We start from the raw sequence: 24,482 nt of genomic DNA, 5'->3' as shown, positions 1-24,482 counted from the left end.
CTTAAATTTATCTATTTTTTTTATTTTTAAATTTGGGCTGGATTATATCTTTTAAATAATTAAAATTTGTTTTTTATTAAATCTCATCAATATGAAAGCTGCTTTTATGATAGAATTAGCCCAAAACTAACTCTAGGAATAAAATTTTGCAAATTCTGCTTTACAATGTAACAACTGCATTAAAAATAGGTGGTGTTGAGACTTTTTATTATTCTGTGGCTAAAGAGCTTATGAAAGACCATAAAGTCACTATTTGTACTGGGCGAGGTAAATTTGTGCCAGCCTTTTTAAAAGAAAGTAATATTGAACTAAAAATGTTTGACTTTTGCCCAAGAGACAAGGTTTTAAAACTAGGCAATAGGTTTAGGAAATTTGTTGAGAGAGTTAGTTTTTATTTTAATGCTAGAAAATTTTTGAAGTCTCAAAAATTTGATGTTTTAGTTATTCATAAACCATTTGATTTCTTTGTAGCATATTTACTTAAAAAATATGATAAAAATTTAAAGACCATATTTGTAAGTGGTGGAGAGGATTTTTATTTTTTTGATCGGTTTTTTATTAAATTTATTGATAAGATCATTAGTGTGAGTAACGCAAATGCAGACATCTTACGAAAAAGATATGACAGAGAGATAAAAGTAGTTTATAACGGTGTAGATAAAGAGAAGTTTTATCCAGATGCTTCACTAAAAGAAAAAATAAGAGAGAAATTTGGCGTAAAGAGTGATGAAATTTTGATAGGAAGCGTTGGTAGAGTAGTTGGTTGGAAAGGCTTTGGCATGATGGTGAAAAATATAGATAAGATTAAAAACGCTAAATTTATGCTTGTTGGCGATGGTGAAAATTTACAAAGTCTAAGAGAGCTAGCAACCAAACTTAATGTAAGCCAAAAGGTTATTTTTATCGGTGCTATCAGGCATGATGAGTTAAATCAGTATTATAACGCCTGCGACATCTATCTACAGCCAAGCATTGGTCATGAGGCTTTTGGCATAACCGTAATTGAAGCCTTGTCTGCCAATAAACCTTGTGTAGTTAGCATAAATGGTGGCATGAAAGAAATAATAAAAGATGGAGTAAATGGGTATAAATTTAAAATTTCTGATGAAAGCGACATGATAGAAAAGATAAATTTAACGCTAGAAAATATAGAAAATTTAAGACCAAGAGAGAGCATAAAAGACATGTACGAGTGGTCAAAATTTGCACAGGAACTGGTTGAATTATGAAAAAAGTAGCTTATGTAAGTAATTTTTATGCCATACCCCCACTCAAGGGTGCTGCTGTTCAGACTTGGACAAATGAAGTAGCAAAGAGGCTCTGGTTTTATGAACCTCACACTATTTGCATAGATGATGAGTTTTTACCTTTAAAAGAATATAGGGATGGTGTTTATCATCATAGGATTCGCCTTTCAAAAATTTATAAAAGAATTTTTCAAAAAATATTAGGATGGGACGTCTACTCTTATAATGATAGAGTTTTCAATGAGATAAAAAAAATAAATCCTGATATTGTGCATTTTCAAAACTATCATAATGGTGTAGAGAAGTTAGCAAAAAAGATAAAAACTTGGAATAAAGATATAAAAGTGATCCTTCACCTGCATAATTTTTATGATTTTAAAAATAAAAATTTTGATAAGCTTGATGCCGTTATAACTTGTAGTGATTTTCTTATGAAGAATTTTGAAGGTCTACCAAATGCAAAAATTTATAAAGTTATAAAAAATGGTGTAGATATAGATAAATTTAAAAAAATAAATTTTAAAAAAGATAAAAAAAATATTATTGGTTTTGTGGGAAGAATAGTTAGCCAAAAAAATGTTGAATACATGATTGAACTAGCAAGAGAATTTAAAAATTTATCTGAGTACAATTTTAAAATAATAGGTGAAATAATTAAAAGAAAAGATAATTATGAATACTACAAAAGTCTTGTTAAAAAGATAAAAGAATACAATCTAAACAATATAGAATTTCTTGACAATATCTCACCAGATAAAGTTCACGCCGCATATAATGACTTTGACTTTACAATCATCCCTTTAAATGACAAAGAGTCATTTTGTATGGTTGGCATAGAGGCCATGAGCTGTGAGAGTTTCGTTATAGCAAGAGCTAGTGAAGGTAGTAAAGAATACATGGTGGATAATGAAAACTGTAAACTTTTTGAATTTGACAATTTTGCTAAAAATATAAAGGAGTACATTTTAAATTTAAAAGATTCGGATAAATTAAAAATTATTACAAACGCTAGAAAAATGTGTGAAGAGAATTTTTCCTGGGATAAAATTACTGATGATGTACAAAAAATTTATGAAGAAGTTTTAAATGATAATTCAAAATAAGCCAAAATTAATAATATTTTTAAAAAGAGCTATTTTATTTTTCTTATCTCTTTTTTTGATAGGTCAATATAACGAACATATTACTGCTGTGAAGAATTTAGGTATATATTTGGCTCTATTTTCAACTATGATTCTTTTTATTATTAATACTAAAAATACATTAGAAAATATAAAAAATAATATAAAAAACAATAAAACTATATTGCTGCTTTTTATTTTACTAAATTTATATGTTTTTGGAATATCAATTTTTCCTTATGACACTACCCAGAATGCATTTCTTTCAGCATTTAGTGAATTTAAACGAGCTTTTGTATTTATTTTTATTATTCTCCTTTGGCATGATGGTAGTTATAAAAATTCAAAATGGTTGTTTTTTACCATGGTTATAGCTTTAAGTTTAGACAATTTACATTTTTTTGTAAAAGGAATAGAAGAAGGAACGCTTTTAAATTTAAGAAATGCAAAAAATCAATTGATTCAACCTATCGATAGATTTTATTCAAGTTTCTTTGATAATTTATTAATTTTTTCTTTGATATCACTATTTTATATAAAAAATAATTTTTATAAATTTTTTATTACTATTTTTAATATCATTATTGGCTTAATTTTTATTTTGCTTACAGGAGCAAGAGGCTCATGGCTTGCACTTGTTTTGAGCTTAGTAGCAATGTTGATTTTAACATCTAAGAAAGAAAAAATTGATCTTTTTAATAAAAAATTTATAATAATTTGCTTAATTTTACTTGCTGCCTCTGCTTGCGTCTACTATAACTCCACGCTTTTGCAGTTAAAAGTTGCGCAAGGATTTTATACTTCTGGTAGAGTAGATATTTTAACAAAAAGATTACCGCTTCTTTTTAGCTCTGATAGAGCTTATATAGGCATAGGTTTTGGTGGTAAGCAATATACTAAATTTTTAAATGATAAAAATATTAACAATGACGACCTTGGCCCAACTGGTATAGGCGCTGACGGAACCAAGTACCCACATCATGACGAGCCAGTATTTATCGGTCAGTATTATCATTACGGTGTAGTAGGTACTGCTTTTTTTGTTGCGCTTGTTTTTTATATGCTTTTTGTTTCCTTTAAAAGGTATTTGTCAAACAACAAATTTTATATAGCAATATTTGGAAGCATACTTTGCACTTATATATTTAGGGGACTATTTGAGACCATATACTTTACTCATCTTTATGTAATGCTTGGTCTTTTTATAGTGTTTTATGCAAAGACAAGGAGTGATTTATGAAACTATTTTACATATATCCAGAACAAATTCCGCAAGGTAATGCAAGAGAGATAGCAATTCTAAATACATTTTTTGAGATTAGTAATATCTGTGATGCTAAGTTAGTCTTACCACAGACCCTTTTAAATTTAAATGAAGTAAATGAGAAATTTGCTTTAAAGTTAAAAGCTAATGACATATTGTTTGTAAGAAAAAAAATTTTATTTTTAAAAAGTAATAAAGTTTTTAACTTTTTTCTAAAAAAAATAATAAATAATGACTCAAATAAAGATGCAATATTTTACACAAGGCATTTAAAGATAGCTAAATTTTTACTAGAAAATAAAATATCCAATCAAAAGGTTATATTTGAAGTGCATGAGTGTTTTACCTTAGGCAACAAAGCACTTTATAATATGGAAAAAGAGATACTAAAAAATGCTGATTTTATCTTTTCGCACAATATCAGCACATTAAATGAACTTAGAAAATTTTTTGACTTACAAATAACAAATTCGGCAGTTGTTTATAATGGCTGCAAGCAAGATTATGATTTTAAGAAGAAAGATTTTGATTTTTCAAGTATAAACTATTATGGCTCATTCTTGTTATGGAAAGGCCTTGATTTGATGCTGGATTTTGCTTTAAAAACTAGGATAAAACTCGAGCTGTATGGTAAGAATAGTGGAAATAGTTTTATAAATTTAAAAAATACTCTTAAAGAAAGAAAGATCGAAGATCTAGTATGCTTTGAAGGGGTGTTGCCTCAAAATGAGGTTGTAAAAAGCCTCATTGAAAACAATACAATTTTGATAATACCTAGTGTAAAAAGTGCTTATTCTCTTTATAGTACTCCACTAAAGCTTTTTGAGTATATGGCAAACTCAAACGTTGTCTTAGCTCCAAATTTTCCGCCAGTTGCTGAAATAGTAAAAGATGGCAAAAATGGTTTCTTGTATGAAGCAGGAGATGAAAAAAGTTTAGAAGAAAAATTTAACTATATAAAGACATTAAGTAATGATGAGCTAAATAAAATTTCAAAAAATGCTTATGAAAGTATAAGTGAAAATACTTGGAAAAATAGAGCTAGAAAAATAATCAAAGAATTAGAAAAGATAAATTAAATTTTTGAGTGGATTTAAAAGAAAAAGGGGCTTTCGCCCCAAGGATTATGCAGCTGGATAAACAGATACTTTTTTTCTGTTTTTATCAAGTCTTTCAAATTTTACAAAGCCATCGACTAATGCAAAAATTGTGTGGTCTTTGCCAAGACCTACGTTATTTCCAGCGTGAGTTGCTGTTCCTCTTTGGCGGATGATTATATTACCAGCACGAACGAACTCACCACCAAATTTCTTAACACCTAATCGGCGTCCGATACTATCACGGTTATTTTGGGTTGAACCCTGACCTTTTTTGTGTGCCATATCTTATCTCCTTAAGCTGCGATACTTACGACTTTTACACGTGTGAATTGTCTTCTAAAGCCGCGTTTTAGTTTTGAGTCTTTACGTCTGCGTTTTTTGTAGATAACTACTTTTTTGTCTTTGCCTTCATTAACGACCTCAAGAACAACTTTTGCACCCTTAACAAATGGCGCACCTACCTTTACTTCGCCGTCATTTACAGCTAAAACTTCTGTAATCTCAACGGTTGATTTAGCTTCAGCACTAAAGTGATCTAGCTTAAGGTACTCACCCTCGCTAACACGATATTGCTTGCCGCCATGCTTAAATATAGCGTATTTTGACATACTCTACCTTTCTAAAATTTGGTAAGACCAAAAAGCACTTTTTTGCAAAAGATTTATGGAGCTTTATTGGTTGTAAGGTGTGAATGTTAGCCAAAAGTTTATAAATTCTACTTTAATGCCCCTGATTTTATGATCTCGTCGGCTAAATTTTTAATCATCGCATCGTGATCCAGAAAAAATGTTTTGTCATTTGGCAAATATGGCTGATATATCAGAGTTTTAGCTACTGGCGCACTTAAGATCACATTTATCAGTTCAAACTCAGGTGGAAAAGTAAAATAAAGTTTTGGCTTGGGAATTTCATTTTGAAAGAGCCTTTTAGCGTAAAATTTACTGAAATTTTCGTTCTTTGGTAGCTTGATCTCTTTAAAGAGCTCAAGTGGCAAAAAGTAGTGCGCCAAAGCGTGAAGTCCGTGTGCGAAAATATAAAGCCTTTTTTCAAATTTAGGCGCATCTGTCCTGCCAAATGTAGAGCAAAATTTCTGCAAATGCTCACTCATAGCGGCCACATCTTTTTCATGCAAGGCAAGCACAAATTTAACTGCCTCTCTTTCGTTTGCTGGCTTTTTGGACTCTGCAAAAGCGCGTGCTTTTTCAAGAGCAGGGGTGAGTAAATTTTCATCTTGCCAAAGCATCGCCGTGAGCAAATCGTGCGTAACACATAGAAATTTATAGCCGTTTTTGCTAGGTGGTAGGCCTTTTGGAAAGATCCGTGTCATACCATCTGTGTCACCGCAAGCGATAGCAAAAAATGCCGGTATGAGCCTCTCGCACTGGTCATATCCACCGCTGCATCCTGGGAGTAAATTTAGCTTAGCGTATTGAAAAATGAGATCATTTAGCCTCTCGGCATCGCCATCAGCTAGGCACTTTTCAAGGTAAATGTCGTAGCATCTAGCTCTTAAAAAAGAGAGTAATCGTATGAACTCACATAAAAAGTCGTATTCGTTTAAATTTTTCTCTTTTATTTCAGTGTAAATCATCGCATACTCGTCTAAAAGTAGCTCTTCATCGCTTTTTGGTAGTTTTTTGGTTTTGAAAATATTAGGCAAGCCTTCTAAAAATGACATTTTGTGTTTCCTTATTTTTGCTAATTTTAGCCAAAAACACCTAATTTTCCACGTGCGAAAGGTGGCTTTAGCGGATATTTTAACCTTGTTTTGGTTATAATCGCCCCAAATTTAAGCAAGCTTAGGATAAAGATGGCAGGCGAAGATCAGGAAAAAACCGAAGAAGCGACCCCCAAAAAGATAGAGGATGCCAAAAAGGATGGTAACGTTCCCAAAAGTCAGGATCTAGCCGGGTTCGTGACCCTTGTCATCGCTATTGGTGTACTGCTTACGATGCTAAATTTTATGAAAGAACAGATCATCTCACTTTATATCTACTACTCAAAATTTATCGGTCAGCCACTTACCTTGCCAACTGTAAAAATGATCGTCGTAAATACCTTTGCAAGGTCGCTTCTTATGATACTTCCAGTTTGTATCTGTGTGGCGATCGCTGGTGTCATCGCAAATGTAATGCAGTTTGGATTTATCTTTACCACAAAGCCTATAATGCCAAACTTTGGCAAGATAAACCCACTAAAAGGGCTAAAAAATTTATTCTCGATGAAAAAAGTGATAGATAGCATCAAAATCGTGCTAAAAGTTAGCATCGTCTTTGGAGTTGGATTTTATTTTTTCTTGCAGTTTATAAAGGAGCTACCACACACTCTCTTTTTTTCTATGTTTGATCAGCTTGCTTGGCTAAAAGAAAAGCTCATCATTCTTGTTAGTGTCATGCTTTTTATACTTTTCGTGATCGGACTTATCGACCTTCTCATCGTGCGTTTTCAGTATTTTAAGGACCTTCGCATGAGCAAGCAAGAGATAAAAGATGAGTATAAGCAAATGGAAGGAGATCCTCAGGTAAAAGGCAGAATTCGTCAAGCGCAAATGCGTGCAGCCAAGCGTCGAATGATGCAAAATATCCCACAAGCTGACGTAGTCATCACAAACCCTACTCACTACGCCGTGGCGATAAGATATGATAAAAGTCGCGACGAGGCGCCGATAATACTTGCCAAAGGTGTTGATTTTTTAGCACTGCAAATCAAAAAAATAGCCGTTGAAAATGGTGTGCAAATTTATGAAAACCCACCACTCGCAAGAGAGCTTTATAAAATTTGTGAAGTCGATGATACGATACCGGCACATCTTTTTAGGGCCGTAGCCGAAGTGCTAAGCTTCGTTTATATGAGCAATAAACAAAAATTTAAAGATAGGCTTTGATAAATTCTACTCTTGCCACTAGAAATTACTAGCAGCAAGAGAATTTATCTATTATAGATATCCAAAAGCAGTTGCAAAAATATAGCCAAATATACAAGAGAATATAACGCCAATAAGTCCCGGAATGATAAAGCTGTGATTGATAACAAATTTACCAATATGTGTCGTACCGCTTCTATCAAACTGAATAGCTGCAAGGTCGCTTGGATATGTTGGCAGGATGTAGTATCCGTAGCAAGCTGGCGCAAAAGCTAGAATGATAGCAGGATTAACATCGATATTTAAAGCTAATGGCACAAACGCAACCAAGGCTGCAGCTTGAGAATTTACAAATTTTGAGATAATCAAAAGCATAACCGCATAAGTCCAAGGGTGCTCTTTTACGATGCTTCCTAGCGCCTCTTTCATCATAGGAGTATGCACTGCAAACATAGTCTCAGCCATCCAAGAGATACCAAATACTGCAACAAGAGCAATCATGCCTGATCTAAATATCTCGTTTTTACCGATCTTGCTAGCATCTGTTGGTGTAAAGATTAAAATGATAGCGCCAGTTAAAAGCATGAAAATTTGGATAACATGAACCATACTTAGGCTTTTTGAAGATGCTTGTTTGTTGCTTATATTGATGTAAGCACCTTGAAATTCTTCTTTTGCGCCTTTTTCATTTATATATGTTACTGCACCATCAGCTGTGCGAGTAAGAGTTTGATTTGCATCTTTGCCGATGATTTTGACTGATTGGGCTTTTTGATTGGCATTTAGCTTATCGTTTGCTACTTTTAACTCAGCCGCCTCTGTTTGGATGCTAGCATCTTTTATTTTTAAGGTTTTTAAGACTTTTTGCTCAGTTGGAAGGTTAGCTATTACTTGAACGACTGTTGCGTCTTTGTAAGTAGTCCAGCTTGGGCGAAGATCTTTAAAATATCCAAGAAGTGCAACTACAAGGATAGAGCCTAAAAATATCCACATCGCAGCCCATTGATACCCAGGAAGCTTTTTGCCTAAAAGTGTCGCACTATCACCATAAACATATTTTTTAAACTCAGGATCTTGAAGCTTTGCTTGAAAGACCTCGTCTTTATCAAGATCTTTGCCTCTAAACCAGCTAAAAATTCCTATCGCCAAAACACCACAAAATGTCGATGGGATAGTGATCTTTAAAAGGTCTAAGTATCCATCAAAGCCAGCTAAGTGAGTTTTAGCATTGATAAGAAAGCTAGTGAGGGTTACAACAGCAACAGAAACTGGGCTAGCGATGATACCCATTTGTGAAGCGATAGAACTTGCAGCCATAGGACGCTCTGGGCGGATGCCATTTTTGATAGCGATATCATAAACGATAGGAAGCACGGTATAAACAACGTGTCCAGTACCGCATAAAATAGTAAGCGTACATGTTACAAATGGAGCCAAGATACTTACATATTTTGGATTTTTTCTAAGTATAGTTTCTGCTATTTGAAGCATAACATCAAGACCACCACTAGCCTGAAGCGTAGCACTTGCCACAACAACAGCGAGGATAGTTAGCATAACATCAATTGCTGGCTTACCAGGCTCGATATTAAATCCAAAAACGAGGACTATAAGACCGATACCGCCTAGCATACCAAGTGCGATACCGCCTTTTTTAGCTCCGTAGAACAAACAGATAAGGACGATGAGAAGCTGGATAGCAAACTGCATGCCTTCGCTTAAATTCATGAGAAAATCCATGAAACCTCCTAAGTTAATATAAATTTAATCAAGATTATATCTCTTATGGATTTAGATTAAACTTATATTTTAAGGATGATTTGATACAAATATAACATTTTGATTAATAAGGCTTATTTAGGATAAAATTTATAAGATTATCTCTTACAAATTTTTTATTTGATCTTGAAGATTTTATTTGTCTTAGAATATATAAAATGAAAATAGCATTGTTATATTTTAAATTTGTTAATAATAAAAATTTATTTAAATTTTATAAATAACCTAGAAAAATAGCATAAAAACCTTGTGAATACTAAATTTAATAGAACTAAGAGAAAGGGATTAATATTTAAGGAAAGGTTAATGGTGGTTAGAGGCAGAATCGAACTGCCGACACGCAGATTTTCAGTCTGCTGCTCTACCGACTGAGCTATCCAACCACCTGTTAAAGAAATTCAGATTATACATGTTTAATATTTAAAGCAAGTTTAAAATACACACTTTTTTAAATAAAATAAGTTATGTTTTTCTATTTTGACTTGAAATATAAAAGAAATTCTACAAAACAGATAATAAATTACAAGCTTAAATAAGCTTGTAATTTATTTTAGTGTATATGAAATAGTAAAGCGCAGATAACGATCTTGTTTAGGCTTTGGAAACTCAGAACTTGCTCTTTGAATATTTTCTAAAGCAGCATTATCAAGCGACTCAAAACCAGAGCTTTTACTAACTTTAAGTTCATCTATACTACCGTCTTGCTTGAGTAAAAATCTAACTTCTACAATACCTTGATGCTTCATACGTCTAGCATTATTTGGGTAACTGTTATGCCTCTTAACTGCGATTGTAACCTTCGTAAAATCTTCATCACCTTGTGAATTTGATAAATTTAGCTCAGGTGTTACATTTTGAACTGGAGCTGCAGCGATAGACTTGTTATTGGCTGGTAAATTTGTATTTACACTAGCTGGCGGTACAATAGGCTGCACTGGCTGAGCAATTACCGGTTCAGGCTTAGGCTCTATTTTTTTCTCTTTTTTAGGCTCTACCTTTTTTATTTCACGCTTTGGTTTCTCCACCTTTTTAGGTTCAGGTTTTGGTTCTGGCTTTGGCTCAGGTTTTGGTGGCTCTGGTGGTGGCGGTGGAGCTGGTGGAGTTGGCTCTGGGATAAGCATTTGCTCCGCTATTTGAGGTGCTGAGACTTGTGGCACTGGAGTAAATGAATTAAGAGCTATTTTTATCGGTTTTTGCTCACCTATTTTTATCTCATCAAAATCATGTGAAAGCAAAAAATATACTGCTGCTCCATGCACTATAAGCGAAACAGCTAAGCCGCTGTAATTTGAAATTTTATTCAGAGATTGTTTGGATTGCAAAATTTTCGTGGCCCTTCTCTTTTAATATATCAATTACTTTGACAAAGCTATCAAATTTCGAATTTTTATCGCTTTTTAGTTCGATCAATGTCTTTATATCAACCGCATTTAGCTTATCTTTGAGTTCATTCTCAGAAATTTCTACATCATCTATAAAAAATTTATTATCCTTATCAATTACTACGCTTACCTTTTTATCGTCCTCTTTACTTTGCTCGGCACTGTTTGCGCTTGGAAGATCAATAGCTATCTTACCTTGAGCAATAAAAGTCGAGATACTAAGCACGATAGCAAGCAAAACAAGCATAATATCAATAAATGGGACAATATTTAACCCATCTTTTTTATTTAGACGCATTTTCAGCCTTGTATCTATTTAGCATTACATCTACTTTTCTGACAAAACCATTGTAAATCATCAAAGTTGGTATCGCCACAAGTAGTCCAAAAGCAGTTGCTTTTAGCGCAAGAGAGAGGCCGACCATTATGCTTTTAGTATCGATTCCGCCTGCCATACCCATATCATAAAATGTGATCATAATTCCAGCAACTGTACCAAGAAGTCCTACATATGGTGCATTTGAGTAGATAATGTAAAGCGTGGTTAAATTTTTGGTTAGTGCTTCTTCAAGCGCTTCGATACTTTTGTAGCCTTTTATATCAACGCGTGAATAAAAAATAATACGCTCAATCGTATACCAAAGTACAAAAAAACTCATAATGCCTAAAATCGCAATAATTACATGATCAATGTGATGTTTAATTAGCTCCATAATACCTTCTTAGTAAAAATTTTTGCGTGATTATAGCTATATTGATAACCAATGTCAAATATTTAGTAAAAATGTAGTCAAATAAAAACTAAAATTTTTAATTTTGTATGTATATATTTAATATTTTTAGAATTTCAAAAATTTAATTTTTTTCTTAGCAACTCTATTTCAGTGATAACCATTTTTGGCGTAAGCTCCTTCATACAGGCATGTGTTTTTATAGGACATACTCGCTTCATACATGGCATACACTCTAAATTTAAATGCACTATCTTTGCACTCTCATCTTTCCATGGGCTAGTCTCTTTAAATTTAGTCGGTCCAAAAAGAGCCACAAGTGGCACTTTATAGGCAGCTGCGATATGCATAGGACCACTATCGTTTGTCAAAAAGATGCCATTTTTTATAGAACCTATGACCTCACAAAGCTCTTTTATGCTTGTTTTCCCGGCCAAATTTTCACATTTCATACCATTTTGTAAGAGTATTTGCTCGATTTCATTGCAGATCTCAAGCTCAGCTTTTGAGCCAGTGATCTTTACATAAAATTCATCTTTAAAATGCAGTGCAACCTCTGCAAAATAGTGCGGATACCATCTCTTGGCACTTCCGTAGCTAGCACCTGGATTTAGCACGAGGAGTTTTTGCTCACTTTTTTTGGCTTCATAATAAATTTTTAGTTCGTTTGAAATTTCTTTTAAATTTAGGCTTTGCTTTATGAAATTTAGATATTTCTGCACCTGATGCAAGCTCTCGCTGCTCTTTTTAAAGCAAAATTTTTGCGTTGCTTTTAGAAAAAATAGCAAAAATTTACTAGCAAATGAGCTTCTAAAACTAATAGCGATATCAAATTTTCCAAGCTTACTAGCTGTTTTTATAAGGCTTAGATATCTTGAGCTTTGTTTTTTACTATCATCAATTACTACTTTTTCGCACTTTGGATGTGATTTGTAAAGCTCACAGGCCACATAAGAGCCAAAAAATACAATATTTTTAGCACTTTTACTTAAATTTTCTATCGCTGCGCTCGCCATCACAGCATCTCCGAGCCAAGTTGGAAGCTCTATAAAAACTCTCACTTTTGCTCCAAATTTAGCACTTCGTTTATGATTTCAAGAGTTTTGCTTGCATTTTCTTCTATACTAAATTTTTGTGAAAGCGCAAATGCCTTCTCTTGCAGCTCTCTCATCATGTCATTATCATTAAGCACCTGCTCCACTAGCTCCAGTATACTTTCATCACTTGGTTCACGCATGATAAAACGATTTTCTAAAATTTCAGCTGCCCCATTTTGAGCCGTCGTAAAGACAATATTTTTAAAGCTAAGTGCCTCTAGGACGACATTTGAAAATGGTTCGTAGTGCGTTGGAAATATAAAAATATCACTTGCTTCATAAAATTTTGCAGTCATTTTTTGCTCACCTGTAAAAAATGCCTTTATTTTTAGCTTTTTTGCTAGCTTCTTATATGAATTTAAATTTTTATCTTTGCCTACTATTAGCGCATTTACTGGTGTTTTTAGCTTAGACATAAGAAGCAAAAAATCCCTTGCTCCTTTTCTTTTAAAGCCGTTTCCTACAAATAGCACAATTGGTAAATTATAATCAAGTCCAAATTCTTCGCATACGCTAAGTTTTGCTTCACCTTTTTCTACTTTTTGTGGCAAATTTATACCGTTGTAAATGGTGACAATCTTCGACTCATCGACACCGTAAGCTAAAATTATTTGCTCTTTTATGTAGTTTGAATTTGCGATTATCTTTTTAGAATTTTTAAAACATCGCTTCTCTAGATATGGATAGACAAAATTTAGAGGATTAACCCACCAAAATGGCTTTGTAGCACAATAAATTTTATGCACGCCATCCCCTGCTCTGTAAATATCTGCACAGCTTACTCGCTCCAAGCTAAAATATACTTCATTGCTTTGTTTCTGGCGTTTTACTTGTGCGTTAAATCTCAAAGCCTTTTTCCATGACGAGATCCTAGCCTCTCCTAGATATGAGCGTATAGATGTGTCTATACCTACGTCTTTTAGGGCTTTGGTAAGCCTTCTTAAATAGCGTTCGGCACCACCTACTGCATTTGGATTGATACGTAAAAAAACTATTTTTTTCATGACCTCAAAGCTTTTTATTTTTGTGATTTTTTATTTGTAATGTCCGCCATAATATCAAAAATTTTTATAAATCAGCCTATTTTTTGCCTAAATTTCATAAAATTACACAAAGGATAAAAATGAAAACACTTACAATTATTGACACTTTTGGTTTCTTTTTTAGGCTCTACTACGCCATGAGCGGACTTAAAAACCGCGAGGGTAAGCCAAGCGGTATGATAAGTGGCTTTGCAAATTTTATAGCAAGCCTCAAGGATGAATACCAAAGCGACTATCTTATCTTCGCACTTGATAGCAAAGGCAAGACCTTACGTCACGAAATTTTAGGTGATTATAAAGCAAATAGAAACGAGCCACCGGCTCAGCTAAAAGAACAGCTTCCAGTTTGCATAGATATGATAGAAAAAATGGGACTTTACAGCCTTAGTCGCGAGGGCTACGAGGCCGATGACATCATCGCAAGTGCGGTTAAATTTTGCAAAGACAAAGATATATTTGTGCGAATAGTCACCCACGATAAAGACCTTTACCAACTCATAGAAGACGGCAAAGTGAGCATCTACAGCCCGCAAAGCAAGATCGATCATGATAGTGCAAGCTGCTTTGAAAAGTATGGAGTTTATCCGGCTCAAGTAAGGGATTTCTTAGCGATCGCAGGAGACAGCTCGGACAACATCCCAGGCGTCAAAGGTATCGGCGCAGTTGGAGCCAAGAAGCTTTTGGCTGAGTATGGGAGCTTAGAGGGAATTTATGAAAATTTAGCCCTTCTTAGAAATGAGCGCACTAAAAATATGCTTGCCGCTGCAAAAGACGAAGCATTTTTGAGCAAAAAGCTAGCCACGCTATTTGACGATGCAGTTAGTTCATTTGATCTTGAACACTCGAAATTTCCAGAGCAAAATCCTTTGATAAATATCTCAGAAATTTTAAAAGAGTACGATCTAAACAGACTTCTTAAGAGCTTGCAAAAAGAGGAAAATGCTGAATTTAAACTTGGCTTTAGAGCAAATTTACTCCTTGATGAAGCTAGCATTGAAAAGCTCTTATCAGACATCACGCCAGAGACCATTGTCGCCTTTGACACTGAGACCACGGGCGTTGATAGCAGGAGCGCAAAGATCGTTGGATTTAGCTTTTGCTTTAACGACGAGGACGCCTACTACGTGCCAGTGGCTCACAACTACCTTGGTGTGCCACAGCAAATTAGCCTAAAATTTGCCACTTGGGCGGTAGGACAAATTTACAAAGGCTGCGTGATCGGGCAAAATTTAAAGTATGACTTTGAGATAGTTAAAAATAACCTAGGTCTAAATCCTCCAGCAAATTTTAAAGACACAATGATCCTTGCTTGGCTTAGCGATCCAAACTCAAGTGTCGGCATGGACGCACTGGCAAAGAGACTTTATGACTACGACACGATAAAGTTTGAAGACGTTGTCAAAAAGGGGCAAACTTTTGGCGATGTGCCTCTAGAAAATGCAGCCAAATACGCGAGTGAGGACGCTTGGATAACGCTTAAATTTTATAAAACTTTTTTAAACACGCTTGATAAAAATTTACTTGTCCTTGCAGATACACACGAGTTTCCTTTTATCCTCACGCTCTTTGACATGGAACAAAACGGCATCAAGATAAATGAAGCCAAAATGCAAAAGCTTATCCTTGAAAATGACACAAAACTAAAAGCACTAACAAGTGAAATTTACGAGCTAAGCGGCGAAAATTTCAACATAAACTCAGTAAAACAGCTTGGCGTCATACTTTTTGAGCATCTAAAACTTCCAACCAAAAAGAAGACAAAAACAGGATACAGCACCGATGAGAGCGTGCTAGCTGAGCTTACGGACGCTCATCCAGTGATTGAGAAAATTTTAGCCTACAGGGAGCTATATAAACTACAAAGCACCTACTGCGAGCCACTCTTAGCGCTTGCGAAAAAGGACGAGGGCTCGCGAATTTACACGAGCTTTTTACAAACTGGCACGAGTACTGGCAGACTTTCAAGCAAAAATCCAAATTTACAAAACATCCCGGCTCGTGGCAGCCTCGCAAAGGACGTCAGAGAGTGCTTTGAGGCGCGGGAGGGATATAGTTTTGTGGGGCTTGACTACAGCCAGATCGAGCTTAGACTGTTAGCTCACTTTAGCCGTGATCCTGCGCTGCTTGAGGCGTTTAAAAATGATGAGGATATCCACGCAAGGACGGCTATTAGCATATTTGGTAGCAGCGACGGGCAAAATAGAGCCGTGGCAAAGAGTATAAATTTTGGCCTCATTTATGGTATGGGCTCAAGCAAGCTGGCAAATCAAGTAAATATCACAAGAGCCGAGGCAAAAGAGTATATAGAGCGCTATTTTAAGGCTTTTGAGACGATCAAAGACTTTTTAGAGAGCATAAAAATTTCAGCTAAAAATGACGGCTTTGTGCAAACACTTCTTGGCAGAAGACGCTATTTTGACTTTAAAAGTGCCACACCTATGCAAATAGCCATGTTTGAGCGTGAGGCGGTAAATACGGTCTTTCAAGGCTCTGCGGCAGATCTAGTCAAGATGGCGATGGTAAAAGTTAGAGCAAATTTAGATGAAAATGCAAAAATGTTGCTTCAGATCCACGACGAGCTGATTTTTGAAGTAAAAGACGAATTTGCGCAGGAATTTGGCAAGGCGACGCAAAAGACAATGGAGGAAATTTACACGCTAAATGTGCCGCTTAAAACATCGCTAAATATCGCTAAAAACTGGGGTGAGCTAAAATAGATAGATAAATTTTGCTGGAGCTTTTAAGATGATTAGCTCCTGCTTTATACTTAAAAAATAAAGCTGTGATTTATCGCTACATCTTTGAATTTTTATACTTTTGTAAAAAGCAAATGGTATCAGTCAAATAAGCCAGCAAGCAGCCCAACGCGTAACATGCGATGTCGCTAACGTCAAATGTTCCGCCAAAGACTATACGTATTATTAAATTATGAATATCTAAAATTTCAAGTACTTTAAAGTATTGTAAAATTTCTATAAATAGCGAGAAGATAAATATTTCAAACGCTAAAATTTTTGGTGTAGTTTTAAACACGGCTCGTCCAAATGCGTAAAGCATCACCGTAACTAGCACATCACCCAAATAATGACGCATGAAGCCACCTTTAACAAAAGCTGCGATATAAATTTCGATTGCCAAAATCACGACTGCTACGAGCAAAAAGGATAATCTAGCTCGCAAGCTATGTCTCATTTTCTCGTATTGAAAAGATTTGTATATTTTTCGTTTTACTTGCATTTTTTTTATTTATTTGAAATTTTACTTTTTTACAAATTAGAAATGATATCCATACCATCTTTAAAGCCAGGATTGTGCTGGATATATTTTTCGCCTACAAATGTATTTATAACTTCCATCTTGTGCTCGTTTAAAAGAGCATTCCATTAGGTTTTACTTAAAATTGCCAAAACCCGGCTATTTCATGAATTGTAACAGATAATAGCAATATTGCCAAATAAAAAATTTCTTATTTTTAAAATTCTTTGACAAGAAATATTAATCAAAATAGCTTTTAAAAATATTTTTTAGATAATTAATAACTTTTTGGTTTAAAAATAATGAAATTTATGGATTAAAATTTTTCTATCAAATCTTTAAAAATTTCATAAAGTTTATTTACTTCGTGGGCGCTAACTCGTTCGTTTTTGGCGTGTATGCGGTCGTTTATGACGCCAAATTCTATCGCATCTACACCAAATTCAGCAAAGTGCCTTGCATCGCTCGTGCCGCCTTTTGTATTTAAAACTGGTGTGATACCGGTAATTTTTGCGACAGAGGCCATTAAATTTTTTATGATTTTGCTATCTTTGTTTGTTAAAAATCTCTTTGAGCTTTGCTTTATACTAAGCTCGTAATTAAGCCCTTTTAAGACCTCTCTAAGATAGCTCTCAACATCATTTACGTCAGTTAAATTTGAGTTTCTGATGTTAAACATTATGCTAAGCTTGCTCGGCGTGACGTTGCAAACTTGCATGCCGCCTCTAATATCAGTTATCACAATCTTGCTTGGACTAAAAAACTCGCTTCCGCCGTCCATATCGTGATCAGCTATTTTACTTAAAAGTGGAGCTATCAAATTTACCGGATTTACACACTTTTCAGGATATGCTACGTGCCCTTGAATGCCATTTATCACGATCTTGCCATTTATCGAGCCACGTCTACCAACTTTTATGCTATCACCAAATTCTTTATCGCAAGTTGGCTCAGCCACTACGCAAAATTTTGGCAAATCATTTATTTCGCGTAAATATTCAAGTGCTAAAGGCGTGCCATATATGCCATCGCCCTCTTCGTCGCTTGTTAAGATGAGGCTTAGTTTGCCATCAAATTTTGCATCTTTAGCAGCGCAAACAAAGGCAGCCACGCCACTTTTCATATCCTGTGCGCCTCTTGCGTAGATGTAGCCATCTTTTTCTAGCGGGGTAAATGGTTCACTCTGCCAGCCATCTCCTGGAGGCACGACATCAACATGCCCTGCAAAAGCTAGATGCTCGCCATCTCCATAAATTTTAGAAAGTATGAGATTTTTTGTGCCATTTTTTTCTATAAATTTCGCCTCAAAATCAGGCAAAAATTTAGCAATAAACTCTAAGCTCCCAGCATCATTAGGTGTGATAGAGCGAAAGCTTAAAAGCTCTTTTAAAAAGCTAATTACCACTAAGTGCCTTATGAGCCGGCACGCTCTGGTGCACCAAAATAAAAGCCCTGGAACTCATCTACGCCGATCTCTTTACAGATTTCAAATATCTCTTTTGAATGCACATATTCAGCAATAGTTTTTATACCAAGGTCTTTTGCAAATGCCACGATCGCACTTGCGATAGAGTGTGAATCTTTATTTATGTCTATATCTTTTATAATAGAGCCATCGATCTTCACATAGTCAGGCTTGATCTTTATAATGTAAGAAAAATTTGAATATCCTGAGCCAAAATCATCGATAGCGATCTTTGCACCCATGCTTTTTACACGCTCGATAAAATTTGAAACTCTCTCTAAATTTTTAAGCTCTTCATCTTCAACGATCTCAAACACTACTCTGCCGGCAACATTGTGCTTGTTTAATAGATTTAAAACAAGTGAGCTAACATCACCATCGATCATATCTCTACTGCTTAAATTTATAGAAAGTACTAAATTCTTATCCTCTACAAGCTGCTTAAAACACTTTACAATGAGTTGTTTCTCAAGATCAGCATAACGCTTAATGCGCTTTGAGATATCCAAAAAGACATTTGGTGATATAACATCGCCTCTATCCAAAAGTCTTATCAAGCATTCGTATTTTACAGGTACCTTTTGGTCATTAACTATCGGCTGAAAATAAGGAACAATATTGTTATTTATAGTGGCGTATTGTATCAGTTTAGAGCGTTCTATTTGAGTTGCGTATTCCTCTTTTTGATTTAACCCTTTGAAATAACAAACATAGTCTTTATCTTGCTCTTTTGCTGTTTTTAACGCTATTGTTGCTTTTCTTAGTGTTTGGTCACTATCAAGAGCAAAGCCTATTGTACTATGTATCTCGATACCTTCTATCTCTCTACCATCTTCATCGACTATACTTAGCATACGGCCTTTAAAAATTTCTATCAAATCTTCAACCATATCTTCATATCTATCGATAAAGCTATCGCTATCTTCTACCAGAGCAAACCTATCTGCTTCTATACAGTAAGCCTTCATATTCTCATCTTTGGCAAATTCACTGATCAAATCAGCCATCTTTACCAAAATCTGGTCACATGCAAATTTACCGTAAAAGTCATTCATCTTGCCAAAATCGTCAATATCTATAAGCACTACTTTAGGATTTTTATAGCTATTAATATCACGCACCAATGCTGTTTTATTTAAAAGTCCAGTCATCGGATCGATATAAAGCTTTTCTCCAAGCTCTTCTATCTGTTTTTTAGTATCTGTTTTTAATGCGTTATAGTTATTTTTTTCTTTTATATACTTGACTGCGTACCATATACAAGTAGACAAAGCAACTATTGCACCAATGAAGCTTAAGATAAATGTTAAAGCCATATTGTTTAAAAGCCACTCAAAAAAGTACTCATCATGCGTACCGGTAATACGTTGATCGACCTTTCCTTTAAAGCCTAATATATATTCTCCAACCGGTACAAACATACAAACTTGAGCAGCATTTTCTGGTAAAATTTTTGCCCAAAAATAATCTTTTTGGAAATTATGAGCAAAGATATTTCCACAGCTTTTGTCGTTAAACTCTTGATTTATTATTCTTTTATCTGAAGATGCTACGACCTTGTATCCATTTTTATGATCATCCTTTAATAAAAGAACATCACCCATAGCACTATCGTTAATGTAAGATTGGAAATTTGCGACATCATATTTGCTGATATTTTTGAAATAATCAACATATTGATATGTCAAATAATCAACTTTCTTTCGAAGATTAAAACCATTTTCAGCAGAAGCATTATTAAATTTAAAATAAAAAACTGCCAGGTTTTCGACTAAAAAAATACTTCCCAAAACAAACACTAAACCTATAATCGTTTTAGTGATGTTTAGATTTTTACCCGTTTGCTCGTCCTTGTTACTCAAAAGTTACTTCCCTTATTTTGTGTACTTGCTCTGATTATATCAACCTTAAAATAAATTTTAACTTTTAGGAAGAAGTTAAAGCCTGACTATTTTAGCTCCATATCCGCCTTGATTTGCCGGTGCGTCAAAAAATTCTTTCACACTTGGATGCTCTTTTAAGAAATTTTTAACTGCAAAGGCAAGCTTGCCAGTACCGATGCCGTGAAATACGCTAACCTCGTCAAATCCCATAACAAGACTATCTGAGATAAATTTATCAAGCTTTGCTATCGCCTCGTCAGCTCTCATGCCGTGCAGATCAAGCGAGAGCGAGGCTGTTTTTGGCTTATCTACGCTTAAACTTACGCCGCCTTTTTTAGGCAAGACTACTTCGTTGCCATTTTTTCTTAAAAGCTCTAGTGGCACGCGTAAATTTATACCATTTGACTCGATCATCGCATCGTTTTTAGAGATGCTTAAAACCGTGCCTTTGATATTTTCATACTTCACTCTATCGCCTACTTTTAGGCTCTCGCGCTCAGTTTTTTTAGGCTTAACGATGGCGGCTTTTTTCTCATTTGCCACGTTTAGCGCCCTTTGCTTGTCTTTTATCTCTTTGAAATTTATAACAGCTTTTGCCGCATTTATTGCTTCAAAATACTCTTTTTCAAGGCGCGAAATAGTCGCATTTAGCTTGATCTCATTTTTCTCTTTTAGCTCTTTTTGCTCCTCAAGCAAGCGCTCCAGTCGCTCCTCTTTTGCCGTGATCTCTTTTATCCCCTCATCAAGCTTGGTTTGTAAATTTAGCGTCTTTGTGATGATCTCGTTTAAATTCTCTTTATCTTCGCCGTAAATTTTCTTTGCCTGCGCCACTAAATTTTGAGATATGCCGTATCTTGCCGCCGTTTCAAAGGCATAAGACTTGCCGATCGTGCCCTTTAAAAACTCAAATTTAGGCCTTTGAGCCACCTCGTCGTAAAGCGCCGCCACTAGCTCAACCTCTGGGTTTTTAGCTAGCAACATCGCAAGGCGCTTGTGGTGGGTCGTGATGATCATTTTGATATCTTGAGTGATGAGACGCTCTATCATGACGCCATACAAGCTCGCAGCCTCTTCAAAATCGGTGCCAAGCTCGATCTCGTCGATACCGATGATGATTGATTTTTTAGTAAAAAGCTTTGCAAAATGCACCATCCTGCCAGCAAAGGTCGAGATGTCGTTTTTCACACTTTGCGGATCTTCTATGATCGCGTCAAATTCTTTAAAAGAGCCGATGCTTGAGTGGTTTGCGTCTATACGCATTGGCAAAAGATACTTTGCAAGAAGCGTAGCTGAAATGATTGATTTTAAAAGCATCGACTTACCGCCAGCATTTACGCCGGTAATGAGAAGCACCTTTTTGCTAAAATCCACACTCACGCTCTTTGGATTTTTAAGCGCTGGGTGAGCAAATTTCTCAAGCTTTATGACATGCGAGCTGTTTGGCAAAACAAACTCATAGTCACGCGATCTAGCCAAATTTACACGAGCCTGATATGCGTCAAACTGATCAAAAGCGTTATTTATAAATTTCAAAAAAAGTAGGCTCTTGCTCATCTGCAGGCTAAATTTCTTGCAGTGCTCAAAAATGATCTCCTCTTTTCTATCAAGCAGCTCGCTTTGCTCCTTTTTTAGGCGCTCGGTGCTTGCAGGTGCGACATAGAAGTAGCCGCCTGAGCTTCTAGCGATGACGGTGCCTTTTAGGGCGTGATTAAAGCCGCCACGCACCAAAAGTGCCTCTTGCGAGTTGATGTAGTGCGTCTGGGTATCGACTAGATAGGGCGTAATGTGCTTTGAGTAGATGAGCTTTTTAAGCTCGGCGTCGATCTGACGCTTTTTCTCGCTAAACGCCTGCTTTATCGCGTGAAATCTCTCATCCACACTGTCGCTAAACTCGCCGTTTTCATCAAAGCTGTTTGCCAGCTGGCTCATCGCTTCAGGGATTTCAACCTTTGCGATCCACTCGCCAAGCCTGCCTTCAAATTTTTGCTTTTTTAAATATGAAAAATACTTAATGATCTTTGCAGACTCGTAAATTTCACTGATGTGAAGCACCGCTTGTTTGCTAAGTCTCATAAGTGCGTCATCTAAATTTTTTATCTCATCAGGCGCTTTGAAGTCATACTTTGAAAGCTCGCTAATGTTTTCAAAGTGGATTTTGCTGTCACCTTGTAAAAATAGCGGTTTTTGTCTTGCTAAAAAGGAGTAAAATTTCTCCAGATACTCGCCCAGATCGAGCTTTAAAAATATCTCTTCAGTCATTGCTCGCAACTTTTTATAGGCACGATGACGCCTGAAAGATCGCTAAATTCTCGCTTTGACAAAAATGACGCCGTGCCAAATTCGTAGTTAAATTTCTCAGCGCTCACGTTGTATTCGCCACATTTTAGTGTTTTACCCTGCTTAAAGTCAGTCACTAGCTTTGAGATGGCGTCCTCGTTTTTGGATAAATTCTCCTCGTAAAAATAGACGCAAACAAGGATCGCTACAAGCACCGCGCTAACGACCGCTTTTATGCTTTTGCTGATCTTTTCATCTTTTATCGCCCAGATCGCTCCAAAAAGCAGTATCACGCCGGCGATTATTATCAAATTTCTTACCATTTTACGCCTTTATACTTTGCGATGAGCTCTTTGTAAAGCTCAGCATGAGGCTTGATCTTTTCTAAAATTTCAGCCCTCACTTCGCTGATATCTTGCTTTTCAACCAGCAAGCAAACGGCTAGATAGGGGGCATTTGGCAGCATATCTTTTATCTGGGCGCTATTTAGTTTTTGCGACCTTGCAAGCGCGATCAAGATATCTTTTTTACCTAAATTTATAAGGCTGGAAATTTCATCCTCGCTTAGCTCTTTTTCTTTTATCTCTTTTAAAATTTCATTTTCATCTTGAGGCTTGAAACTACTTAGATCCATTAATATCCGCCTCTTAGTTGCACGCTGATATCGCCCGCTCCAAAGCCAACTACTATGCCGTCACTTAGGCGGTTTTTCACGCCAAATTCATCTGTAAATTCTATCCCCTCTTCAACCCTCTCGACCTTGTCTGTAAAGATCGGGTTATACTCGCTAAATTCGCTCTTCATATCAACTTCGATCGGATTTTCTCCGGCTGCATAAACTGGCAAGATGACAAGCTCATCAACGCCCTTAAAGCATTCTTTAAAGCCAGGTAAATTTGTGCTAAGCCTTGTGTAGCGGTGTGGCTGAAATATCGCTGTGACGCTGTTTATACCTAAAATTTTGGCGTATTCAAAGACTGATTTTAGCGTCGCTTTTATCTCGGTTGGATGGTGCGCGTAGTCGTCTATTAGGACGAAATTTTTGTTTGCACACAAGATGTCAAATCTCTTTTTAATGCCTTTAAAATTTAGTAAATTTTCCCTAATGTCTTTTAGCGGAGTCTCGTGCATCGCAGCAAGGATGGCTAAAGAGGCGTCTATGGCGATGTGCTCGCCCATGCCAAAGGCCTCAAATTTGCCTAAATTTTTAAGGTTAAAGCTGGTGTATGGCTGATAGTCTCTTACAACCATCGTAAGCTCGGTGATATCAGTGCTTGGAAAGAGTCTGATCGCATCAAGCTTAAGCGTGCTTAAAAACTCGTCCTCAGCGTTTATCACTCTAACCTTTGCGCGCTCCAAAAAGCCCTTGTAGGCTGCGTAAAATTTAGCTAGATCGTAGTCGTAGTGCTCCATATGCTCTGGCTCTGCGTTTGTCACGATAGCTAGATATGGGTTTGAGTTTAGAAAGCTAGAATCGCTCTCATCAGCCTCAAATACGACGTTATCGCTCTTTGCATAGCGCATATTTGAGCCAAACTGCTTTGAGATGGCGCCGATGATGACTGAGCCTTCTATCAGGCTTGCTAGCATCGCCGAGGTCGTACTCTTGCCGTGCGCGCCAGCTACTGCAAAAACACACTTATCCTCAAGCACATAAGGCAAAATTTCTTTTCTCGAAAAGCACTTTATGCCCTTTCTTCTGGCCTCCACTAGCTCGATGTTATCCTCTTTTATCGCAGCTGAATAGACCACAAAGTCTTGGTCTTTTATCGCCTCTTTACAGTGCGGAGTGATAACCTCGATGCCTTCATCTTTTAGCTCAAGAGTCGTCTTACTCTCTTTGATGTCGCTACCGCTTATCTTGTGGCCTTTTTCGTGTAAAAATCTAGCGATGGCTGAGATGCCGATGCCGCCGATGCCTATGAAATGGACTTTTTTGATCTCATTGTTTAGCTCTTGCAAATTTTATCCTTAA

Annotated in this window: 22 protein-coding genes and 1 tRNA gene; 6 read left to right on the top strand and 17 right to left on the bottom strand. The window is 35.9% G+C overall.

The features are described from left to right. Positions 1–146: 146 nt before the first annotated feature. Genes FZ940_RS01155 through FZ940_RS01140 form a run of 4 tightly spaced genes read left to right on the top strand, consistent with a single transcriptional unit; the run spans position 147 to position 4,711 of the window. Positions 147–1,229, top strand: a complete 1,083-nt coding sequence (locus tag FZ940_RS01155) for a glycosyltransferase family 4 protein (RefSeq protein ID WP_148821199.1) — start codon at positions 147–149, stop codon at positions 1,227–1,229. Further along, on the top strand, positions 1,226–2,350 hold the full coding sequence (locus tag FZ940_RS01150; RefSeq protein ID WP_148821198.1) for a glycosyltransferase: 1,125 nt from the start codon (positions 1,226–1,228) through the stop codon (positions 2,348–2,350). The genes FZ940_RS01155 and FZ940_RS01150 overlap by 4 nt, the downstream gene beginning before the upstream one ends. Then, positions 2,334–3,608 (top strand): O-antigen ligase family protein, encoded by a 1,275-nt coding sequence (locus FZ940_RS01145; protein ID WP_148821197.1) that lies wholly within the window; start codon positions 2,334–2,336, stop codon positions 3,606–3,608. The genes FZ940_RS01150 and FZ940_RS01145 overlap by 17 nt, the downstream gene beginning before the upstream one ends. Further along, entirely contained in the window at positions 3,605–4,711 is a 1,107-nt protein-coding gene (locus FZ940_RS01140; protein ID WP_148821196.1) for a glycosyltransferase, read from the top strand. Before FZ940_RS01145 ends, FZ940_RS01140 begins: the two co-directional genes overlap by 4 nt. Before the next feature lie 45 nt (positions 4,712–4,756). Here the strand turns inward: FZ940_RS01140 and rpmA are convergent, their stop codons facing one another. The 3 genes from rpmA to FZ940_RS01125 form a co-directional block, all read right to left on the bottom strand. Beyond that, a complete protein-coding gene (gene rpmA / locus FZ940_RS01135; RefSeq protein ID WP_002942569.1) occupies positions 4,757–5,014 on the bottom strand; it encodes a 50S ribosomal protein L27 in 258 nt (85 codons plus the stop codon). A gap of 11 nt (positions 5,015–5,025) precedes the next feature. After that, positions 5,026–5,340, bottom strand: coding sequence for a 50S ribosomal protein L21 (gene rplU, locus FZ940_RS01130; RefSeq protein WP_021090648.1), 315 nt, complete (start codon positions 5,338–5,340; stop codon positions 5,026–5,028). A 107-nt stretch (positions 5,341–5,447) separates the two neighbouring features. Further along, a complete protein-coding gene (locus tag FZ940_RS01125; RefSeq protein ID WP_148821195.1) occupies positions 5,448–6,410 on the bottom strand; it encodes a hypothetical protein in 963 nt (320 codons plus the stop codon). A gap of 132 nt (positions 6,411–6,542) precedes the next feature. Between FZ940_RS01125 and flhB the strand changes: the two genes are divergently transcribed. Then, positions 6,543–7,616 (top strand): flagellar biosynthesis protein FlhB, encoded by a 1,074-nt coding sequence (flhB, locus tag FZ940_RS01120; RefSeq protein WP_148821194.1) that lies wholly within the window; start codon positions 6,543–6,545, stop codon positions 7,614–7,616. Between the two features lie 51 nt (positions 7,617–7,667). Here the strand turns inward: flhB and FZ940_RS01115 are convergent, their stop codons facing one another. From FZ940_RS01115 to FZ940_RS01085, 7 genes are all read right to left on the bottom strand, one after another. Continuing rightward, positions 7,668–9,335 (bottom strand): anaerobic C4-dicarboxylate transporter, encoded by a 1,668-nt coding sequence (locus FZ940_RS01115; protein WP_148821193.1) that lies wholly within the window; start codon positions 9,333–9,335, stop codon positions 7,668–7,670. A 346-nt stretch (positions 9,336–9,681) separates the two neighbouring features. Then, positions 9,682–9,757: transfer RNA gene (locus FZ940_RS01110), tRNA-Phe, on the bottom strand. A 162-nt stretch (positions 9,758–9,919) separates the two neighbouring features. Continuing rightward, complete coding sequence (locus FZ940_RS01105; RefSeq protein ID WP_148821192.1) at positions 9,920–10,696, bottom strand: energy transducer TonB; 777 nt, start codon at positions 10,694–10,696, stop codon at positions 9,920–9,922. Then, positions 10,671–11,054: a TonB system transport protein ExbD gene (exbD, locus tag FZ940_RS01100; RefSeq protein WP_072593836.1), complete on the bottom strand. Its 384-nt coding sequence runs from the start codon at positions 11,052–11,054 to the stop codon at positions 10,671–10,673. Before exbD ends, FZ940_RS01105 begins: the two co-directional genes overlap by 26 nt. Continuing rightward, positions 11,041–11,469 (bottom strand): TonB-system energizer ExbB, encoded by a 429-nt coding sequence (gene exbB, locus FZ940_RS01095; protein WP_021090579.1) that lies wholly within the window; start codon positions 11,467–11,469, stop codon positions 11,041–11,043. Before exbB ends, exbD begins: the two co-directional genes overlap by 14 nt. A 134-nt stretch (positions 11,470–11,603) precedes the next feature. Continuing rightward, entirely contained in the window at positions 11,604–12,548 is a 945-nt protein-coding gene (waaF, locus tag FZ940_RS01090; protein WP_148821191.1) for a lipopolysaccharide heptosyltransferase II, read from the bottom strand. Then, positions 12,545–13,588, bottom strand: coding sequence for a glycosyltransferase family 4 protein (locus FZ940_RS01085; RefSeq protein ID WP_148821190.1), 1,044 nt, complete (start codon positions 13,586–13,588; stop codon positions 12,545–12,547). Before FZ940_RS01085 ends, waaF begins: the two co-directional genes overlap by 4 nt. Positions 13,589–13,707: 119 nt before the next feature. Here FZ940_RS01085 and polA point away from each other — a divergent pair, with 119 nt between their 5' ends. Then, positions 13,708–16,344, top strand: coding sequence for a DNA polymerase I (gene polA / locus FZ940_RS01080; RefSeq protein WP_148821189.1), 2,637 nt, complete (start codon positions 13,708–13,710; stop codon positions 16,342–16,344). 76 nt (positions 16,345–16,420) lie between these two features. Here the strand turns inward: polA and FZ940_RS01075 are convergent, their stop codons facing one another. The 7 genes from FZ940_RS01075 to murC all read right to left on the bottom strand — a co-directional run bounded on the left by FZ940_RS01075 (position 16,421) and on the right by murC (position 24,448). Then, the gene (locus FZ940_RS01075; protein WP_262367574.1) at positions 16,421–16,720 is read right to left on the bottom strand and encodes a ribosomal maturation YjgA family protein; all 300 of its coding nucleotides are present in this window, start codon (positions 16,718–16,720) and stop codon (positions 16,421–16,423) included. A gap of 478 nt (positions 16,721–17,198) precedes the next feature. Continuing rightward, positions 17,199–18,287, bottom strand: coding sequence for a succinyl-diaminopimelate desuccinylase (gene dapE, locus FZ940_RS01070; protein ID WP_148821187.1), 1,089 nt, complete (start codon positions 18,285–18,287; stop codon positions 17,199–17,201). Between the two features lie 8 nt (positions 18,288–18,295). After that, on the bottom strand, positions 18,296–20,209 hold the full coding sequence (locus FZ940_RS01065) for an EAL domain-containing protein (protein WP_148821186.1): 1,914 nt from the start codon (positions 20,207–20,209) through the stop codon (positions 18,296–18,298). A 75-nt stretch (positions 20,210–20,284) separates the two neighbouring features. Then, a complete protein-coding gene (locus FZ940_RS01060) occupies positions 20,285–22,489 on the bottom strand; it encodes an endonuclease MutS2 (RefSeq protein WP_148821185.1) in 2,205 nt (734 codons plus the stop codon). Continuing rightward, complete coding sequence (locus tag FZ940_RS01055) at positions 22,486–22,830, bottom strand: hypothetical protein (RefSeq protein ID WP_148821184.1); 345 nt, start codon at positions 22,828–22,830, stop codon at positions 22,486–22,488. Before FZ940_RS01055 ends, FZ940_RS01060 begins: the two co-directional genes overlap by 4 nt. Next, the gene (locus tag FZ940_RS01050; RefSeq protein ID WP_103636576.1) at positions 22,824–23,141 is read right to left on the bottom strand and encodes a hypothetical protein; all 318 of its coding nucleotides are present in this window, start codon (positions 23,139–23,141) and stop codon (positions 22,824–22,826) included. Before FZ940_RS01050 ends, FZ940_RS01055 begins: the two co-directional genes overlap by 7 nt. Continuing rightward, entirely contained in the window at positions 23,141–24,448 is a 1,308-nt protein-coding gene (gene murC / locus FZ940_RS01045; RefSeq protein ID WP_148821569.1) for a UDP-N-acetylmuramate--L-alanine ligase, read from the bottom strand. The genes FZ940_RS01050 and murC overlap by 1 nt, the downstream gene beginning before the upstream one ends. Between the last annotated feature and the right edge of the window lie 34 nt (positions 24,449–24,482).

Origin of the sequence: Campylobacter concisus (genome assembly GCF_902460415.1) — a bacterium.
In the GTDB taxonomy this organism is placed as follows: domain Bacteria; phylum Campylobacterota; class Campylobacteria; order Campylobacterales; family Campylobacteraceae; genus Campylobacter_A; species Campylobacter_A concisus_Y.
The sequence above is the reverse complement of the archived record's forward strand: the minus strand, read 5'-3'. Positions and strand labels throughout refer to the sequence as shown.

Coding starts and splice junctions, on each gene's coding strand:
- FZ940_RS01150 (WP_148821198.1), top strand. CDS start 1,226: ATGAAAAAAGTAGCTTATGTAAGTAATTTTTATGCCATACCCCCACTC.
- FZ940_RS01145 (WP_148821197.1), top strand. CDS start 2,334: ATGATAATTCAAAATAAGCCAAAATTAATAATATTTTTAAAAAGAGCT.
- FZ940_RS01140 (WP_148821196.1), top strand. CDS start 3,605: ATGAAACTATTTTACATATATCCAGAACAAATTCCGCAAGGTAATGCA.
- rpmA (WP_002942569.1), bottom strand. CDS start 5,014: ATGGCACACAAAAAAGGTCAGGGTTCAACCCAAAATAACCGTGATAGT.
- rplU (WP_021090648.1), bottom strand. CDS start 5,340: ATGTCAAAATACGCTATATTTAAGCATGGCGGCAAGCAATATCGTGTT.
- FZ940_RS01125 (WP_148821195.1), bottom strand. CDS start 6,410: ATGTCATTTTTAGAAGGCTTGCCTAATATTTTCAAAACCAAAAAACTA.
- flhB (WP_148821194.1), top strand. CDS start 6,543: ATGGCAGGCGAAGATCAGGAAAAAACCGAAGAAGCGACCCCCAAAAAG.
- FZ940_RS01115 (WP_148821193.1), bottom strand. CDS start 9,335: ATGGATTTTCTCATGAATTTAAGCGAAGGCATGCAGTTTGCTATCCAG.
- exbD (WP_072593836.1), bottom strand. CDS start 11,054: ATGCGTCTAAATAAAAAAGATGGGTTAAATATTGTCCCATTTATTGAT.
- exbB (WP_021090579.1), bottom strand. CDS start 11,469: ATGGAGCTAATTAAACATCACATTGATCATGTAATTATTGCGATTTTA.
- FZ940_RS01085 (WP_148821190.1), bottom strand. CDS start 13,588: ATGAAAAAAATAGTTTTTTTACGTATCAATCCAAATGCAGTAGGTGGT.
- polA (WP_148821189.1), top strand. CDS start 13,708: ATGAAAACACTTACAATTATTGACACTTTTGGTTTCTTTTTTAGGCTC.
- FZ940_RS01075 (WP_262367574.1), bottom strand. CDS start 16,720: ATGCGTCATTATTTGGGTGATGTGCTAGTTACGGTGATGCTTTACGCA.
- FZ940_RS01060 (WP_148821185.1), bottom strand. CDS start 22,489: ATGACTGAAGAGATATTTTTAAAGCTCGATCTGGGCGAGTATCTGGAG.
- FZ940_RS01055 (WP_148821184.1), bottom strand. CDS start 22,830: ATGGTAAGAAATTTGATAATAATCGCCGGCGTGATACTGCTTTTTGGA.
- FZ940_RS01050 (WP_103636576.1), bottom strand. CDS start 23,141: ATGGATCTAAGTAGTTTCAAGCCTCAAGATGAAAATGAAATTTTAAAA.